General features: G+C 57.3%; 19 protein-coding genes and 3 pseudogenes. 15 read left to right on the forward strand and 7 right to left on the reverse strand.

What is annotated here, in order from left to right; all coding sequences use genetic code 11:
• Positions 1–104 precede the first annotated feature (104 nt).
• From ACNJX9_RS09540 to ACNJX9_RS09570, 7 genes are all read left to right on the forward strand, one after another.
• Positions 105–1,436, forward strand: coding sequence for a tyrosine-type recombinase/integrase (locus ACNJX9_RS09540; protein ID WP_439408570.1), 1,332 nt, complete (start codon positions 105–107; stop codon positions 1,434–1,436).
• Positions 1,437–2,228: 792 nt separating this feature from the next.
• Positions 2,229–2,564 (forward strand): helix-turn-helix domain-containing protein, encoded by a 336-nt coding sequence (locus ACNJX9_RS09545; RefSeq protein ID WP_057744742.1) that lies wholly within the window; start codon positions 2,229–2,231, stop codon positions 2,562–2,564.
• Position 2,565: 1 nt separating this feature from the next.
• Positions 2,566–3,285 (forward strand): ImmA/IrrE family metallo-endopeptidase, encoded by a 720-nt coding sequence (locus ACNJX9_RS09550; RefSeq protein WP_057744817.1) that lies wholly within the window; start codon positions 2,566–2,568, stop codon positions 3,283–3,285.
• 103 nt (positions 3,286–3,388) lie between these two features.
• Entirely contained in the window at positions 3,389–3,601 is a 213-nt protein-coding gene (locus ACNJX9_RS09555) for a hypothetical protein (RefSeq protein WP_245316817.1), read from the forward strand.
• Positions 3,602–3,603: 2 nt separating this feature from the next.
• The gene (locus ACNJX9_RS09560) at positions 3,604–4,068 is read left to right on the forward strand and encodes a multiubiquitin domain-containing protein (RefSeq protein WP_057744745.1); all 465 of its coding nucleotides are present in this window, start codon (positions 3,604–3,606) and stop codon (positions 4,066–4,068) included.
• Positions 4,043–5,224, forward strand: coding sequence for a ThiF family adenylyltransferase (locus tag ACNJX9_RS09565; protein ID WP_439408571.1), 1,182 nt, complete (start codon positions 4,043–4,045; stop codon positions 5,222–5,224). The genes ACNJX9_RS09560 and ACNJX9_RS09565 overlap by 26 nt, the downstream gene beginning before the upstream one ends.
• Positions 5,221–5,649: a DUF6527 family protein gene (locus ACNJX9_RS09570; protein WP_083514073.1), complete on the forward strand. Its 429-nt coding sequence runs from the start codon at positions 5,221–5,223 to the stop codon at positions 5,647–5,649. The genes ACNJX9_RS09565 and ACNJX9_RS09570 overlap by 4 nt, the downstream gene beginning before the upstream one ends.
• A gap of 72 nt (positions 5,650–5,721) precedes the next feature.
• Here the strand turns inward: ACNJX9_RS09570 and ACNJX9_RS09575 are convergent.
• Positions 5,722–6,630, reverse strand: a pseudogene (locus ACNJX9_RS09575) (IS5 family transposase); the annotation flags it as partial.
• Positions 6,631–7,186: 556 nt separating this feature from the next.
• Between ACNJX9_RS09575 and ltrA the strand changes: the two are divergent.
• A complete protein-coding gene (gene ltrA / locus ACNJX9_RS09580) occupies positions 7,187–8,440 on the forward strand; it encodes a group II intron reverse transcriptase/maturase (RefSeq protein ID WP_439408572.1) in 1,254 nt (417 codons plus the stop codon).
• 75 nt (positions 8,441–8,515) lie between these two features.
• Here ltrA and ACNJX9_RS09585 read toward each other — a convergent pair.
• Positions 8,516–8,956 (reverse strand): annotated as a pseudogene (locus ACNJX9_RS09585) (transposase); the annotation flags it as partial.
• A 400-nt stretch (positions 8,957–9,356) separates the two neighbouring features.
• Between ACNJX9_RS09585 and ACNJX9_RS09590 the strand changes: the two are divergent.
• Positions 9,357–9,539: a hypothetical protein gene (locus ACNJX9_RS09590; RefSeq protein ID WP_439408573.1), complete on the forward strand. Its 183-nt coding sequence runs from the start codon at positions 9,357–9,359 to the stop codon at positions 9,537–9,539.
• A 270-nt stretch (positions 9,540–9,809) separates the two neighbouring features.
• Here the strand turns inward: ACNJX9_RS09590 and sorB are convergent.
• A pseudogene (sorB, locus tag ACNJX9_RS09595) lies at positions 9,810–10,065 on the reverse strand (SorB family sulfite dehydrogenase c-type cytochrome subunit).
• 92 nt (positions 10,066–10,157) lie between these two features.
• On the opposite strand from sorB, the gene ACNJX9_RS09600 reads away from it, so the two are divergent.
• Complete coding sequence (locus tag ACNJX9_RS09600) at positions 10,158–10,391, forward strand: hypothetical protein (RefSeq protein WP_439408574.1); 234 nt, start codon at positions 10,158–10,160, stop codon at positions 10,389–10,391.
• Positions 10,392–11,647: 1,256 nt separating this feature from the next.
• Complete coding sequence (locus ACNJX9_RS09605; protein ID WP_439410035.1) at positions 11,648–11,905, forward strand: DUF6894 family protein; 258 nt, start codon at positions 11,648–11,650, stop codon at positions 11,903–11,905.
• A gap of 199 nt (positions 11,906–12,104) precedes the next feature.
• On the opposite strand, the gene ACNJX9_RS09610 is transcribed toward ACNJX9_RS09605, so the two are convergent.
• On the reverse strand, positions 12,105–12,275 hold the full coding sequence (locus tag ACNJX9_RS09610; protein WP_439410268.1) for a hypothetical protein: 171 nt from the start codon (positions 12,273–12,275) through the stop codon (positions 12,105–12,107).
• On the opposite strand from ACNJX9_RS09610, the gene ACNJX9_RS09615 reads away from it, so the two are divergent.
• Together ACNJX9_RS09615 and ACNJX9_RS09620 are read left to right on the forward strand one after the other, a co-directional pair.
• A complete protein-coding gene (locus ACNJX9_RS09615) occupies positions 12,234–12,344 on the forward strand; it encodes a hypothetical protein (protein ID WP_439410036.1) in 111 nt (36 codons plus the stop codon). The genes ACNJX9_RS09610 and ACNJX9_RS09615 overlap by 42 nt on opposite strands.
• Positions 12,325–13,065, forward strand: a complete 741-nt coding sequence (locus ACNJX9_RS09620; protein ID WP_439408575.1) for a hypothetical protein — start codon at positions 12,325–12,327, stop codon at positions 13,063–13,065. The genes ACNJX9_RS09615 and ACNJX9_RS09620 overlap by 20 nt, the downstream gene beginning before the upstream one ends.
• 409 nt (positions 13,066–13,474) lie before the next feature.
• Here the strand turns inward: ACNJX9_RS09620 and ACNJX9_RS09625 are convergent, their stop codons facing one another.
• The 3 genes from ACNJX9_RS09625 to ACNJX9_RS09635 form a co-directional block, all read right to left on the reverse strand.
• Positions 13,475–13,936: a hypothetical protein gene (locus ACNJX9_RS09625; protein WP_439408576.1), complete on the reverse strand. Its 462-nt coding sequence runs from the start codon at positions 13,934–13,936 to the stop codon at positions 13,475–13,477.
• A gap of 181 nt (positions 13,937–14,117) precedes the next feature.
• The gene (locus ACNJX9_RS09630; protein WP_439408577.1) at positions 14,118–15,383 is read right to left on the reverse strand and encodes a type II toxin-antitoxin system HipA family toxin; all 1,266 of its coding nucleotides are present in this window, start codon (positions 15,381–15,383) and stop codon (positions 14,118–14,120) included.
• Entirely contained in the window at positions 15,373–15,714 is a 342-nt protein-coding gene (locus ACNJX9_RS09635) for a hypothetical protein (protein WP_057744766.1), read from the reverse strand. Before ACNJX9_RS09635 ends, ACNJX9_RS09630 begins: the two co-directional genes overlap by 11 nt.
• A 323-nt stretch (positions 15,715–16,037) precedes the next feature.
• On the opposite strand from ACNJX9_RS09635, the gene ACNJX9_RS09640 reads away from it, so the two are divergent.
• Complete coding sequence (locus tag ACNJX9_RS09640) at positions 16,038–16,448, forward strand: hypothetical protein (RefSeq protein WP_439408578.1); 411 nt, start codon at positions 16,038–16,040, stop codon at positions 16,446–16,448.
• A gap of 13 nt (positions 16,449–16,461) precedes the next feature.
• Positions 16,462–17,289, forward strand: a complete 828-nt coding sequence (locus tag ACNJX9_RS09645) for a hypothetical protein (RefSeq protein ID WP_439408579.1) — start codon at positions 16,462–16,464, stop codon at positions 17,287–17,289.
• Position 17,290: the final 1 nt, after the last annotated feature.

A 17,290-nucleotide genomic window follows, 5' to 3' on the forward strand; every position in this document is an offset into this window, starting at 1 on the left:
GTGCCCCGAGGCGGAAAAGCGAAGGAAAGTCAATGATCACTTTCCCTTCGCTCGGATGATCCGGGCGGCTGCGGGGGCACACCGCGACAGGGAGCGCAGGGATCATGCCGGAGCCGACCAACCAGCTGACACTCACAGATGCGGTGATCCGCAACGCCACGCTGCCGCCGGGCAAGGCGCAGTATTATCTCCATGACGACAAACTGCCCGGCCTCGCCCTGCGTATGCGCGCCACCGGCGGCCGGACCTGGGTCTACCTTTTCACCAAGCCGGGGGTGAGGGGGACCCAGCGCAAGACGCTCGGCGCGTGGCCCAAATATAATGAGAAGGCAGCGCGCAAGGCCGCCACCATCGCCGCGGGCGAGGTCTTCAAGGGCGTGGATCCGAACGACGCCAAGCGCGGGGCAAAGCGGCAACAGCTGGCCGAGACGCAGTGCACCACGCTGGCAACATTGATCATCGAAGATGGCCCCTACGAAAAGTCCCTGACCGGACGTCAGGTCGTCAACTGGAAACCAGCAATGTCGGCGCTGCGACGCGGTCTTAAGGATCACTTCGATCTCGCCATCGCCGAGCTGACGCGACGGCAAATCATGGCGGCGGTCGACAAGGTCGCCAAGACTGGTAAGCGCGGAGCAGCCAAAGACCTCCGCAAGCACACGCATACCTTCCTCGAGTGGTGCGTCGGCGAAGGCTACGTCGATCACAACGTGCTCGCCGGCTATCGCGCTCCCAAGGAAACTCGTGCGCAAAGGGGCGGGCGCCGAACGAAGGGCCGCGCGCTGGCGGATGAGGAGATCATCAAGGTCTGGCATGCATCCGGCAAGCTGGGGGCTTTGGGACTATTGACGCGCATGTGCCTGCTAGGTGGCCCGCGCCGTAGCGAGCCAACCATGATCAGGTGGCAAAAGGACATCATGGATGACCGCATTACCTTCGATGCGGCATGGACCAAGATGGGTCTGCACCATGACGTGCCGCGTACTCACCTCGTCGACGAGGTGCTCGCAGCCGCGAAACATTTTCAACGCGCGACTTCCGACTATGTCTTCCCGTCACCGAAGACCGGTGGCCAGATGTCGGGCTTCACCAAAATGGTCAGCCGTTTGGTCAAGGAAGCGGGTGTTGACAAGTTCACCATGCATGACCTGAGGCGCAGCTTGCGCACGATCATGTCGCGCTGCGGCTACGACAACGAAATCCAGCGGCTGTGTGTCGGGCAAAAGCCGAGCGGTATCGATCAGGTCTACAATCACGACGAACAGTGGATCATCCGTAAGATGGCGTTCGAAGCGGCTCATGACTACATCGCCGAGTTGCTCGGTGCGACACGGGTCGGCAAGGTTGTGCGCCTGCAGCGGACGAATCCGCTCGACCCCATCAAGGCTGAGCTGCTCGGCCGTCTCCGCGAGCACTATGCGGCTGAGGGCGCTTAGTTGCCTTATCGTATCCGGCCAGATAGTCTCGCACCGCATCGACACGATAGAGCGGGCGGCCGTCGACGTAGCGCCATTTCAGCGGGTGATTCGGATCGCGCCGCCACTGCTCCAGCGCTCCAGGCGTGCGCCGGATGACCGCGGCAGCCTCTAATGCCGTCAAATTAGAGCTGCCCGGTAGCGTATCGATATCGAATGTCGCGGGTGGCGGCATGCCACGGTTCTTGCGATGGCGCTTCGTGGCGTGTGGCATTTTCCGGCTACTTGGCGACCCTAACGCCTCGATCGGAGCCTTCTCGTCCCTGCCGCTCATGCCTCAGTCTCGAACCACGATTGGTCTGAGGCGATAAGATCGCAGGCTGCTCTAGCAATAAAGAAATCAAGTGCGCAGATATGGCTGCTGGGTCGCTGTGGCGTACAAATAGGACGAACCGCTTCGATTGGTCTGGGACGCGCCCGGGAACTCTTTTCGCTTCCGATCTTCGGCCTCATAACTTGAAGGTCACGGGTTAAATCCTATCCCACAACAAAATTTTTCTAAGTTATATCAATCAATTAGCAAGCCTCTGGCGGGCTTTTTCATGCTATACAAGGCCTTCCCGAAGGCTCTCAAGGAAAACCATTGTTTGGCAATGGGTCAGGCCAATTCCGGCTCGGATTACCAAATAGTTTCAATCACTCCACGGCAGTCAGCCAACACGTGAGCCAGAACATAAGAGAATTGACGAGAATCCGGGATAAGACTACGCTAATCCGCGTATTAGCGTTTCAAAGCGCGTCGCAAGGGGTGTTATGGCGACTGAGAAGACTTTCGGCGGGGCCATCGCCGAGGCCCGAAAGGCAAAGAGCTGGAGCCTAAAGGATCTGGCATCGCGGATTTTGCGCGAAGACGAGGAGCCGATCTCGCCGCAATATCTGAATGACATCGAACATGATCGCCGCAGCCCCTCTTCTGATCGCATGGTGCAGCAATTTGCTGACATCCTCGGTATTAATCGTGATTGGCTCTACTATTTGGCCGGACGTTTTCCGGAAGACGTTCGAGTAAAGAATCTGACGGAGAAAGAAGTCACTGACGCGATGCTTGCTTTCAGAGGTGGGCCGCCGAAGGGAAGGACTCGGCGATAGGGTGCGATACGTTCCCGACAAGACTGGCAGGTTTTCCCAGCGCCCGCACTTCAAGCCGCAGGAGCTTGATAGGGAGTGCGAAAGCATCGTTGCCGGCTTTCTGAGGGAGCGCCGCGGCGAAGCCAAGTATCCTGTTTCCACAGACGAGCTAACGGTGCTGATCGAGCGCGATACAGAGTCCCTCGATCAGTTCGCTGATCTTTCGGCCTATGGTCCGAATGTCGAGGGTCTGACCCTCTTTCAGCCCGGCCGTAAGCCGCAAGTCAAAATCTCGGCTCGTTTGGCTGAGGACGAGCGTCGGCAAAATCGCCTTCGTACGACCTTGGCCCATGAGTATGGGCATGTCCGGTTTCATGCCATTCTCTGGGATATGGAGCCTCCCAGCGCCGATCTGCTAAGGCGCAAACCTACCGCCAACATGCAAATCTGCTACCGCGACACCATGCTCGATGCCGTGCAGACCGACTGGATGGAGTGGCAGGCAGGATATGCGTGCGGTGCGTTCCTGATGCCGGCATCGGCGCTTCGGCAACTCATCAGATCGTATATGGAGCGACAGGGACTGTTCGGTGTTGTCGGCGAGCGCGATCCGCACGGACAGGATCTGATCGAGATTGTGAAGGATGGGTTCGAAGTTTCCGCCGACGCCGCCCGTATCCGGCTCATTAAGCTTGGAATTCTCGGCCCAACAGGCTCCGGTCCCTCACTTTTCAACTTCTAATCCACAGGCGCCGAAGCCGGAAATGTCCCGGGTTGTATCTCCTCCGTCATTGTGTTACGCTAATTAGCAGATCGGCGGATAAGCAGCCGAGCTGAGAAAGGGAATGTTGATGTCGAAGCACTGCAAGACCGGACTTGATGACCGTTGCCGCGACCGCGATGGCGAGATTCGCCAGAAGCGCGGCGATACTTTGGTTGGAACGCTGCGCAAGACTTATGGCGATGACTTTGCGCCCGGCGTTCGCAGCGACATGAGGCTCGATACGCTGCGTGAGCGTATGGGCACTTCGCTCTCCAAGATCCTCAAGGGAGACTGAGTATGTCGGACCACCAGCACGAAGTGCGTATCCACATCGATCAGAAGCCGCTGCACTCGCCGAATCCAACGACCGGCGCCGACCTTTATGACCTCGGCCAGGTCCCCGAAGGGAAGGTGCTCTACAAGGAGGTCGTGGGCGACCAGGAAGGCCAACTCGTACGGATCGACAGCCCGACGATCCACCTTACAGAAGACGAGCACTTCCATAGCGGTGACGCTCCCGAGAAGCACTACATCATCATCGTCAACACCGATCCCGTGGTTGTCGATCATGACGTTTTGACATTCGACGAACTCGTCAAGATCGCATTTCCAGTTCTTCCGACCGGCACAGACCCGGAATTCACAGTGAGCTTTGAACACGCCAAGAGCATCCCGCATCATGGCGACCTCCCGCAGGGAGGGTCTGTCACGGTGAAGAAACACGGTACCATCTTCGATGTCGATCATACCAATCGATCGTAGCCCTGATCTCCAGCGGCTGCGCAAAGAGGGCTACAATGTTCTGGTAACGAACGCCGGCAACCTGGTTGTTCAAGACGTACCCTACGTCAACAGCAAGCGCGAGATCGCGATTGGCGCGCTCGCGTCAAACCTCGATCTTGCGGGCGATATCACTGCGCAACCGCAGGATCATACGGCCAAGTTCATCGGCGAATATCCCTGCGATAGCCAGCGGAACACGTTGACTGTCTTACAGCATACCAGCGGGCCGTTCGATCTCGGGAGCGGGTTTGTCGCCCAGCATTCCTTCTCGCGAAAGCCGGCCTGTGGGCACTATGAGAATTACTATGAGAAGATGACGGCTTACATCGCGCTTCTCGGCAAGCACGTCGCTGCCATTGACCCCTTGGTCACAGCTAAAACCCACAGGGTCATTGAGCCCGAAGACGACAACTCACCTTTCAATTATCTCGATACGGCGTCGGCGCGAGCGGAAATCAACACCATCACTGCGAGGCTTGCGGAGGATGCGGTAGCAATCGTGGGGATTGGCGGGACCGGCTCTTACGTGCTCGATATGGTCGCCAAGACGCCCGTCAGAAAGATCCATATTTTTGATGCCGACCGCTTCCTGACGCACAATGCTTTCCGCGCGCCTGGGGCGCCAGCAATTGAGGAATTGCGGGAGCAGCCTCTCAAGGTAGAATATTTCGCATCGATCTATGCCCATATGCATCGCGGAATCGTCCCGCATCCCTTCCATATTGATGCAACGAACGTGGACGAGCTGAATGGCATGTCCTTTGTCTTCCTCTGCATGGAAGGAGGAGCTGCCAAGCGCGCGATAGTGGACAAGCTTGAGGCGCTCGGGATACCGTTCGCCGACGTCGGCATGGGCCTGTATGCCAAGCGCAATTCCATTGGCGGGATGCTCCGCAGTGTACTGAGCCTGCCGGATGCTCGGGAAAGCGCTCGCGCGCGAATACCTTTCGCTACCGACGACGCCAATAACGAATACGACAAGAACATCCAGGTCGCAGACCTCAATGCACTCAATGCTTGCCTCGCAGTGATCGCCTGGAAGAAGCTTCGCAGTTTTTACTTCAATCTGGGCAACGAGCGCTTTGTTTCATATACAATCGCAAACAGCCTGCTCGCCAAGGGCGATATCGTATGAACAAGATCGACTCCATCCGACCCGAGTTTGTCGACCGGCTACCGAGAATCCTCGAAAACGGAGTCGTCTACATTTCCCAGAAGTACGCGACGGCTGCGCATAACTGCTGTTGCGGATGCGGGACCAAGATCGTGACTCCTCTCAAGCCAGGCCGGTGGCGATTGGAGACGCAGGGCGAGTCCATAAGTATCTATCCGTCAATCGGCAATTGGAGCGCGGGCTGCCAATCTCACTACTGGATCAGGGGCAATCGCATAGATTGGGCGCTTGGCTTTACTCCTGCTCAGATCGCTGCGAACCGCACCAGCGATCAACGCGTCCGGCAACAGGCGCATGCCGATCGCTACAGGAGCGAACGAGGATTTTGGGGACGTCGTTGGGATGCGATCAAAGGCCTGTGGCGGGCACTTACGAGTTGGCTCTAGTCTGCCCAATGCGCGCTGGCAGGTTCGCTGGGCCACCTCGTCGGGATCGAAATCCCGCGAGGTAGTCGTCCGTTAAGAAGCCGATTTGAGCGGTGAGCAGTCGCTGGCGGCCGCGATGAGGGTGGTCAGGATTAGGCACCAAAGAGCCCTCAGCCAGGCGAGGATGCGGCGGAAGTTGTGACCGACGGCCGAGAGGATGACGTTGGCTGCATCGCCGGCGCGGCCCTTGAGGTAGCAGCGGCCGAGGTGACCATCGGTCTTCAGGTGTCCGATGACGGGTTCGATGGCGGAGCGGCGGCGCAACTCGCGCTTGATGACGCCGAAGACGCCGCGCTTCTGGCCAGAGATGAAGACGCGTCGGGGATTTTGCGCGTCGTGTCCGCGGTATCCCTTGTCGACATAGGCCCGCTCGATCGGACAGCCGGTGAGTGTCTCGGTGCGGTCGATCACGTCGCGCAAGGTGTGACCGTCGTAGGGATTATCGGGGAGCGCACTGGCGTGCAGCACGAACAGGCCGCCGGGAGCACGGCGGTTGTTGGTGACGATGGAGGCTTTGACACCGAACTCGTAAGGAGCTGAGGCCTTGCCCTTGCCGATGCACTCGACCTCCGGGGCGTGGAAGGAATAAAGCTTCCAGCCGCGCTGGCGCTGCTGCTGCGAGCGGATCTGCGAGGCCCGGCCGAGCGGGAGGGCGAAGGCGTTCTCGAGCACGGCCTGACCTTCGATCTTGCGGCGGATATCGCGGATGATCCGGCCCAGCCGGCTGCGCAGGATGCGCAACTGGCGCCGATGCCGCTTGAATTGCTTGGCATGGGCGTAGCGCCCCGCCATCATCGCCGCGGTCTTGGCAATGCGAAGATAGGATTGCCGCAGCCTGATCCCGTGCCTCTTCGCCAGACGGTTGAGCCCCTTGATCGCCGCGTGCAGCAGCTTGGCATCGGTCGGGAAGGTGATGGCCTTTGGCTGCACGGTGGTATGTGCGCCATGACGGCGCGAAGAAGGAGGTTGAGTATGTAGACCATCTTCCGAGCACTTGCTGCGCAAGAGATGAGGGCAGGCCCCTCGGACTCGGATTGCAGGATCAGAGTCCAAACCGCCACAAGCTGCTTTAGCTCAATGGCTGAGGTGGTGAGCGTTGCTGGAAAAGGCGGGCAATCAGCCTGTCAGGTGAGCCACGGGAAGACGAACGCAAGTAAACCGCCGATGATGCATCGAAAGTACAGTTCAGGTGTTGTCGAAACCAGGGGCGATACCACCTCCTGGGATCAAGCGCGGCGAGAGCCTGTCTATTGGCCGGGCGGCAACCGGTGTAGAGGCGGCGTGATCCCGATGGCAGGCTCTTGCGCGGAACATGGGAACCTGCGTCGCGATGCCAAGGGAGACCCCAAAGGCGGCGGACCCGCCGAGGGCAGAGTACCAATGCGCGACGCAGGGGCGGACGGGTTCGTAATAGTGATGAGGCCCGGTAATACGGGCGGAGCGAAGGGACCCGATCTTCCAGCCAAAGTCACAGGCCAACCGGAAACGGGAGGAGCCGATGACTGAGGCAAAGTCGTATCAGATCCCCAAACATCTCGTTTGGGAAGCTTGGAAACAGGTGAAAGCGAACCGCGGGTCAGCGGGTGTGGACGGGGTCTCCATCGAGGAATTCGAAAAGGACTTGAAGAGAAACCTCTACAAGATCTGGAATCGAATGTCGTCGGGGACATACTTTCCGCCTCCCGTCCGTCTCGTGGAAATTCCCAAGGCTAATGGAGGGAAGCGTCCGTTAGGAATACCCTCTATAGCTGACCGCGTGGCTCAGACGGTTGCAAAGATGGTTATGGAGCCGACGATGGAACGAATATTCCATCCCGACTCCTACGGCTATCGGCCCGGCCGTTCGGCGCTTGACGCAGTGGGGACAGCGCGAAAGCGTTGCTGGAAATTCGACTGGGTTATCGACCTTGATATCAAGTCGTTCTTCGACTCGATTCCTTGGCACCTGATCGAAAAGGCCGTCGCCCACCACACGGAACTGAGCTGGATTCGTCTCTACGTAAAGCGGTGGCTGCAAGCTCCCGTGGAGAAAGAAGACGGAATCCTAGTGGAGAGAACACGCGGAACCCCTCAGGGTTCAGTGGTTTCACCGCTGCTCGCAAATTTGGTTCTGCACTATGCATTCGATCACTGGATGCAGCGGACCTTCCCTTGTTTGTGTTTCGAAAGATACGCTGACGATGCGATAGTCCATTGCAGAACTGAAAGCGAGGCTCGAACCGTGATGGAGGCGATCCGAAAACGTCTTGCGGAATGCGGTCTGGAGCTCCATCCGGAGAAAACCCGGATCGTCTACTGCAAGGATAATAAACGGAGAAAGGAATGCGAACACATCTCGTTCGACTTCCTTGGCTACACCTTCCAGCCGCGCAGCGCTCGCGATCGAAAGGGCGAGAAGTTCCTCAACTTCCTCCCGGCAATCAGCAACAAGGCTGCCAAAGGAATCCGACAAACCATTCGCTCATGGCGACTGGGTTCGACGCGAAACCACTGGAGTCTTGAAGAACTCGCCAAGCTGATTGATCCTGTCGTGCAAGGATGGCTGAACTATTACGGACGGTTTTACCGGACGGAATGTGTCAACGTCCTTCGTCACGTAAACGACGCGCTCGCCCGTTGGACGAGGCGGAAATACAAGCGGTTGAAAGGCCGGAAAGTCGCCTCAGTATATTGGTTGGGACGGCTCGCGCAGCGCGATCCGAACCTGCTTTATTTGTGGCGTGTCGGCATTCGACCTGCGGCTGGAAGATAGAAGCCGGATGAATCGGGAGATTCACGTCCGGTTTCGTGAGCACCTCGGGGTGAGATTCCCCGGGGTGACTCGACCGACCGTGACCCGCTTGAGATCCTGGCTGCGCAACGCGCCGGCCTGGTGCGCCACCCGCAGGCTCTCGGCCAACAGCAGCTCCAGCTTGTCGCCGAGCCGCTTGCGCCAGTGGCTCAAATCCGAGCGCTCGTGCGGGAACGCATGCTGAAAGAACTCTTCGCCGGTGAAGTACTGGAAATACGGGTCGTGGACCCAGCGCTCGCAGACCCCCTCATCGGACAGGCCGTAAATGTGCTTGAGCAGCAGCAGCCCGATCACAAAGCGGGTCGCGATGCCCGGCCGGCCGTTCTCGCTGTAGAGCGGCGCGATCTCCACGTCGATCCAGTCCCAATCGACCTTGCCGGCGAGCTGAACCAGCTCGTGCTTCATATTGATGATCTGGTCCAGCCTGGCCCGGAACAGATCACCCGATCCCGTCGCTTTGGGCTTCTTCGGTCGCATCGCCACCTCCGATGCGAGGACGGAATCATGACTGGCGATTCGATGGAATCCTCAAAACGAAATTGCAGGGTTCCGATGCCCGAAGCATCAAAACCCTGCAATCCCAAAACAGGCCACAACGAACAATGCAAGCCCAGCTCAATCGCTTAGCCGCTCTTCACGGACGACGAGGTACCTGGAGCAGTCATTGCCGGATACGGGTGCTCCACACGCTCCGGGGATACTGCATGATCTGCTTCAGCTCTTAGTTGCGGCTCGGGCAAATCCGCGCAAGTAACCGTTTTTGATGACTGATTTCTAGTATTCGGGAGCACATGACGGTCTATTCGCCCCAACAGGGGTCTACTTTGTGCCCATAAGGTAACCCTCGAAGGGCTGGTGAGGGCGCGCTTGCACAATCGTGGCGCGCGTCCAGCACCTGTACGACTTCCTCGCCCGATATGTGGGCTTGGCGGATGCTCTCGGCAATCTTCAGATGGTCTGGAGCCAGAACGATGAGACCGGCTCGGCGAACATGGGCCGTCGCAATTTGTTGGGCGACGCTGGCGATGTCGTTCTCGCGAGCGAGCGTGCGGTGCACTAAAATAGTGAGGTCCAAGGAGGCAGAAATCCGCTCGAAAGTAGTGGTCGGCATAAAAAAACTCGCCCTCCGGCTGAATCACAAGCACCTCGATCCGAATGATGCCGCGGTGCGGCCCAAAAGGACGCAGGCAATTCCGATGCCCGTCCCAACACCGTCGCGATCTGGTCTTCGGTCGGAACGATCAATGCTTCGCTCCGCGCGCGAGCACGTGCGTCGAGGCTAGTTGGTGCAATTCAGGCAACGGCTCCTCAAACGATGCCTCACTGGAGTTCACGTCGCGGCCAGAGAATCGACGATCTTGCCGACGTCGGCATCGTCGATCGGCACGCCATAGACCTTGATCATCTTGGTGACCACGGCCTGCCAGAAGGCCTTTTTATCCTTCATTGGCGGCTGTGTGGCGATGTAATCGGCCGAGTGGCAGGCCGTGCAACTGTTCTTTGGCCGCTTCGAGGTTGGAGTCTGCCTTGAAGGCGGCGACCTCGTCCGGGATCTGATAGTTGACCAGCGGCCGGACCGAGCTGATCGAGCAGAAAGACGGCGGATCACAACCATCAAACGCTGCTAAACGTCATGGTTGCAATGCTAAAACTTCCGCCGACCGGCTGGGGGAGCAACATGGTTAAGGCATTTCGCAATACGGTCATGGCAATTACCTTTGTCGGCGTCGCCGGCACCAACATGTTTTGGAATTTCATGAATGACTATATTGCCTGCGGCCTTGCGCTGGCCGCTTCAGTCACCGCCGCCTTTTGCGTTGAGCGCGTCTTCATCGGGCGGTCCCGTCGCGAGATGATCCGCCTCCACGGCGCGGACTGGCATTCGGCAGAGGACCGACAGCCTGGCGTATGAACGCCGCTCGTCGCACGGAATTAGATTCTTCGCATTCGATTCGACGGGCCTGCCCTGATGACCAACCCGGCCCATCCATTCCGGATCGCTCGCATCGAGCGCTTGCGGGAGCTGCTTGAGAGAAACTACGGAATCGCAGTTGATCGGAAGGCATGCCCACTTTATCAGCGGCTCACGCGCCTGCACGGTTGCTCTAGCAAGAAAGAAATCAAGTGCGCAGGCCCGGCTGCTGAGTTGCTGTGGCGTACAAATAGGACGAACCGCTTCGATTGATCTGGGCTGTGCCCGGGGCGCTTTTGCCGGTCCGCTAATTCAAATCCGGCTCCTGCAACCACTCCGAACGTCGGATCGTCGTTGGAATGCCCACTTCTGGTGGTTTACAATATCGGCATTTTGTCTAGTTCGGCTTGTCTTAAGGGTGTGTTTTTCAAACTAGGAACTTGGTTTGAAGATGAGCGCGGCTGACCTGCTGCGATTAAATAGCGGCAGGAAAACCTTAACAAGCTGACGAAGGAGCGCCGCGCCGGACTTGTGGCAGCGCTGGAGAAGGTGCACCTAAGGCTTGTTCGATAATTGATATAATTTGTGGATTGATTTCATTGCGTTAGATAGCTCCGCAGCTGCACGCTATCTGCCTTTGGTCCGCCATTTCTTCCGTCACTCTAGAGCCACTTAAACAACCATTGATCGCTCTAGGCGCGTCTCCACGTGCCGCAGTCGCGACGAAGCTCCTCGACAACATCCACACCCCAAGGTCAAGCTTCCCCGCAAAACGCCGCGGCTCATGCGTCTCCGTCCTACAATAGACTTCTTCGCTGCAAAGCGACGAGGGGCCCCGTCAGCGCGCTAGAAAACTGCATCTGATCGTAGCAAACAGCAGGAATAGTGCACTCGATTCAAATAACAATCTACCTGTTGGCCGGCTAAGCGGCGACGCAGCGACTGCTGCTCTCGTTTGAGATAATCGAGAGCGTTGCATGCCCTATCACGATCCTGTCCCTGGCTACGGCCGGATCGCGCTGCTTTGCTCGATCCCGCTCGCCTTGCCTTGATCTAAGACAAAACAGCTCCTGCCACACTCTTGCAGGAAACGATTGGCGCTGGACCATGCAGCAGAACCTCAAGCGCGCAGGCAGATCATCTGGAACTGCGAGAGTTGTTCGATCGTCGCCTCGTGAATCGGTTGCGATGAAGAGAGACTATTTTTTGATATCCGCGACGGCAGTCAATTCATCCGTGACGATGAAGGTGTCGAGCTGCCGGACATCGAGTCTGCGCGGCAGGAGGCCACTGCTGCGCTCTCGGAGATATCGCGCGAATGCGGCAGAGGCGGGCCACAGCATCGCATGGCAGTTGAAGTTCGCGATGATCGGGGCCCGGTCTTGGAGGCAACATTTAGCTTCGTGATCGAACAGCGCCTCGGAAAATGCAATTTCGGAGGCCGATTGATAGCAGGAGATGAACGGAACAGGCATATTTCGGCTGCGGAAGCTTTTGTTGCCAGATCACCATAGAAAACCTTCGATCACCGCGTACGTGGTGGAATCCATGCTTGTCCCCAATCGTCCGCTCAGGGCTTCTGCTTCTCCTTGGTGAACTCTGCTATAATCATTCCACGAAAAATCCGCCCCCGTTCACAGAGGTTCGCCGTCATTCGCGATCCGTGCTGTGAAAACTCCGACATTAGCGACAGGCAGGCGAACGGATTCGCTCTCATAGAGCGGTCATGGCAAGCTTGCTCTTCTCGTATTCCATGCTGACGAGGTCTTGCGCGATCAGCTCGAGAAGCAGCTTTCGGTTCTGAAATGTCAAGGAGTTATTGAAGTATGGCATGACCGACGCATCGACGCCGGCCAGGACTTCGCCGCAGAAATCGATCGACATATCGAGACCGACGATATCATCCTGCTTCTCGTTAGCTCGGATTCAGGCAATGAAAATTACCTTCGATAGCAATTCTTGGGAGCAGGTTTTTGATCCGAGCGATCGTGAATGGGAGCCGGTTCAGTCGGCGATTTCGAGCGGAAGAATAACAGGTTTCATTTGCGAAGCGGGCTTCCGAACTGAAGCGATTCGCAAACGCGAGCGAGCCGCCTATTTTGCGGAACCCGCGATGGCGGTGCAGTCTGCGTATTCTACCGTGGTTAGGAACGGCAAGCCCTGTATTCCAATCATGTCGTTCGGACCGAACGACGCAATCCATCCAGGCTTACCCGAAATGCAGGCCCCTAAGTTGAAAGCCGCGCTCGCCGCTGGCGTCCGGCTTATGCGTGGCCTTGCCTGGTTGGGATTACCTTCGCCAGGGGATATCCGTGACCCTGCTCTTTTCGTGCAGACCAGCGATCCTGAACGTGAGCAACGTCAAATCGACGCTGCGGCACGTATTGAAGCCCGGGGCGTCGGCAAGGCTGCGTTTGATGCTGCTGGCGGCTGGAACGCGCATCCTGGCACGTCCTACAATGAAAAAGTGTTCGCGAAAGCATGCGCTGAATGGGCTGATGGAGAACTGGTTGCCAGCCATATCGCTTATCGGAACGACATTCTGTGCACCAACGATCTGGCGCGTGCCGCGGGCACTTCGATTTTCGATCCAGCAAACAGAGCATGGCTCGCCACTGAGTTTGGAGTTCAATTCGTAACCTTGGCGGAGCTTCTGAAGCTGCTGAGCACGTAGAATCAGTATCAAGCGGTAGCCCTCGAAATGAACGAGAGTTTCAACGGGTGGCCATGTTACCTGCGTGTCGACCGCCAGATTGATGAATGTTAAGTTGCGTAGAATCAGCACCTCCGACAGGACGAAGGCTGCTCAAGGTTTTCCCACCAAGACCGGCAAAGCACGGTTTGGAGGTAACCGTTGCAAGGATTGTTGCGGCCATCTGCGAAGGAGTAAGAGGTGTTACATTCTACGGGCGACCTAATGGAAGTAAGCGATAGCCTCGCAAGCTCTCAAAGCGCTGCGACATATCATCTGCCGCGCGCGATGAGAGGCCAGTCTGGCCGATCTGTTCGGCCAACAAAGATGCGAATCGCGTTGCGTACATGCCGGAAGGCTAGGCGATCTTTGCCGTGCGGAAAACGGGTAGCTATCGATAGGCGTAGTTGATAAGATCTCGTATCAATTCGAGCAAGCCAGCCCAGGGCAATTCACGAAACGGAATCCCATGCGCCAGGTCATTACGGATCTCGGCGAGGCTCGGCCTCGTTGTTCCCGTCAGAAGCCCGATTACGCTCGATGGTGATCCGCAACGTTGGTTCATCGGCACCTGACTATCCGTTAGACCATCACGCTCGACCAAATACTTGAGCAAGTCGGCAAAAGTCGCGTTCTCGACCCACCACTTTTCGCCCTTCCTGAGGGGACGCGTTTCTTGCTCGGCCTTTTCAGCGACGAATTGTCGACGCCTCAGTAATTCTTTGCCGCCATACCTGTCGTTCAGCGCGAGCTCTAGCGCTGTTAATCCGACCAATTCGCCGGCTTTGATCAAGTCGAAATCAAGCCATGCGAGCACGTAGAGCTTCTGAGCGAGTTCGAACTTTGCGCTCACGATGTACGGAATTCCGACGTTCAAATTGAATTGCAATAGAAAAGATCGCCATTCGGCAAAGCTAACGAAGCTTGGAAAGCTATCGGGCTTTCCTGGCATTGGCCAAGGGACGGAGGATGACCTAGCATCTCGCCGCAGGGACGCAATCGAATCCAAGTAGTCAGTGGGAAGCAATCGTCCCTCACTCTAAAGTCAGAAAGCCCGGATATACGAAGGCGCCCTTGATCGTTTCGGCGTCCTTCTCGCTGACCCCTTGACCGCGAACAACATCGTACCACGAGGCGCGCACCTGTTCGGTCATGCTCGAGACAATCGCCTTGGCCTCTTCGGCATCCAGCAGAAAGCGGGCGTGTTGCGACAGCACGTTCTTTGCATTTGCAAATCGTCCCTGGTCGCCAACCTCCAGGGCTAGATCGCGATGTTCCTGCGAGATAACCGGAGACGGCGTCAGGTCATAGGCTGGCGAAAGCTGCCATTCCCGCTCTTTGGCGACCAGCGCGTGGTTGCGAGGATGATCATCCAGGTTGGAAATCAGCGCATTGAACGTCATGCGTTGAAAAAGTTCCTTGGCATCCTTTTCCGGCTCTTGCGTAACCCGGCGCATCTCCTCGGCCATCAATACATAGGACCAGCGGTCTCGCATCTCGACAGCTTCCTCAGCGCGCAGCACGGTTAGCCCGCTGATCATCCGCGAACGCATATATCCCTTATCCGTCTTCGTTCGATCGAACCGCTTGACGAGAAGAACGTCCTTTGCTGCGACGGTGGTGACGCGGCTCTCAACGACGCGAAGACCGCAAGCCTTGGCCAATTCAAGAATCGCGCGCTCGACGCGCGTGTTGTTCCAGCGGTCGTCCGGACGGTTGAATTTTGCGATCCAAAGTCCGTCGTCGTCCTCGACGACAGCTTTCGGACGGGCTCCCCCCATGGAGGTGCCTAGGAGCATCAAGTCTTGGACCTGTGCGGCCTCCTCGGTTTTTACATCTTCCTCACGCATCAAGGCTTCGGCGATTTCCTGAAGCTTTGCGAGTTCGAGCATCTTGTTGAATTTGCGACGTGGTGAGGGAGGTTGTTGACCAAGCCCAAAACCAAGCGCCCCTGCGCGGTCGTCGGCTGAGTTCAGCAAGCAATCGAGTTCACCAAGCTGAGGAACCCCGGCATGCTTCTCGATGACGCGGCGACCCCAATAATCTGGGCCTGCATCGCGCAACGCGCCAAAGACGCCATTCAGTCGGCCTGTTTCGTAGGTCTCTCCCGAAAGCTTAAGCTCGACAGGATCAATCGCGACCGCATCGCCCCGTGAGAGATACGATTTGCCGTAAACGAACCGGCCCAAAGCATTGCCGCGGCGATCCTTGGCGAGCTGGAAACGTCCAGCGGTTACCGCTTCAGTCTGACCGGGCAGCGTGATGTAGACGAAACATTCGGTGTTGCCTTTAGAAGTCATTGTCTAGCCCCCCGGGTTTGCGAGCCCGCTTGCGCTCCCGCGTCGCTTGCAATGCGATTCCTTCTTTGTCCTTTGAGGGATCAGCGAGTTCTTCGAGGGGCTGGAGCATATCGTAGAGCCACAGCAACCCGGCATAGACCACGATACCCGTCGAGGCTTTGCCCTTTTCGGCGTCCATAACAGCGCGCAGGCCCGTTCCGATTCTGCTGGCTGCGTCCTCCATGGTCATGTTGCGGCGGATGCGTGCGGTCCGCAGATCGGTTCCCAATTGCTTGAGGGCCCGCGACACGTGGAAGGGCGGCGCCTTTTGAAGTTTGTTGGTCGCTACCATGCTCTTAAAGGCCAGATAGTTGGTTTATGGTGTTCTTAAGAGCATATGGTAAGTTCGGCATTTTGCAATGACTTGCTTTTAAGAGCTTATAATTGCCAATAAATTGCTCTTAAGGGCATTTACGCGCCATCAGGCCCCTTTTGAGCAATATCCCAGATTTATCAACCGGTTATTGAGCGCCAAGGTGCAGCTATGAGTTGCGATAGTTCTTGTAATGTTCTATTCGGGGAGCCCTTATGGCTCGGTCTCGGCAGGCATACCACCGGACCACCACAAGGGCTGCCACCAGTCACGAATAACAAGGCGGGTCGGAATTCAAAAACATGTCTGACGCCAACAACGAACAGCTTCGTCCGCCGCCGAGCTGGGACAAATTCGAGGAGATTTGCGCTGATCTCTTTTCGCGCATCTGGAAGGACAATCAACTCGTCCGCTACGGTCGCGCCGGGCAGAGACAACACGGCGTCGACATCTACGGGAAGGACGACGGCGCTGACGCGGCCGTTCAGTGCAAAGGCAAGCGCGATTGGCCAACTACCAAACTGACGATCCCCGAAATTGACGCGGAAATCCAGGAAGCCAAAAAGTTTGAGCCGCCACTTACCACCTATATTCTTGCAACCACGGCTGACAACGACATCTACATCACGGATCACGTCAACGCCGTCTCTGCAAGCGTTCGTGCCGGATGCTTTGCCGCGTGCAAGGTATCCGCACCAGCGCTTTCCAGATGATGGGATCAGATTCATGAATGCAGATTTTCGATATTTGGCCAAGCAAGCCCTAGTGCGGGCGAAAGCCGATCTCGCAGCGTTACAGGACGAGCGCAAATATGCCGCGCTCGAGCTACGATTTCCCATGGAGGCCGTCACCTACGACCGGGCACAAGCACTCAAAGCTGAGATGCCACCGGAAGAGTATAAAACGTGGCAATCGCGTAAGCTCATGCAGGTCCTTCATGACATCGATCCCTCGCTCGGCATGAGCGCGAGCATCGCCGTGGGCGTAGAGGAAACCTACGGCGTGGAACCGCCGCCCGACAAGTTGCAGTTCTTAGGAACGGACACGGTGTTCACCCTGGCCGATCTCAAGGAGCATTACGACGCCATCGGAAATTACTTGCACGTTCCGTCGTTGGCCCAATTCATGAAGGGAGGGATGCCCGGCGGCACAAAACTTCGAGCGCGCTGCGAAAAAGTGATTGCGGCGCTGGAAGTCGTCCTCGGTTCGCCGATCTGGAATGCCACGTTCGGGGTGTTTACCGAATTTGCATGCGGGCGGTGTGAGAGCCCGGTCAGAAAGCGAATGCCACATGGCAAAAGCGAAGTCGAAGTGACCTGCTTCGAATGCAAAGCGCAGGACGTGCTTTCGCCTCAAGGGGATCAACAGGTTTTGGCAACGCCGAAGATGGTTCCGATGCCTTGCGGGAACGAGGGTTGCTCCGAATCCATTTCCATTTGGTCCGACGAAGTGAAGCCCGGCGTTCACTGGACGTGCAAGGGGTGCGGAGAGCATTGGGTCCTAGGATTCGGCGTCAAGCGCGTCGCCAAAGAAGATGACGAGGCAGCGAAATAGA

The sequence above is a fragment of the Bradyrhizobium sp. BLXBL-03 genome, assembly GCF_051853015.1.
In the GTDB taxonomy this organism is placed as follows: Bacteria; Pseudomonadota; Alphaproteobacteria; order Rhizobiales; family Xanthobacteraceae; genus Bradyrhizobium; species Bradyrhizobium manausense.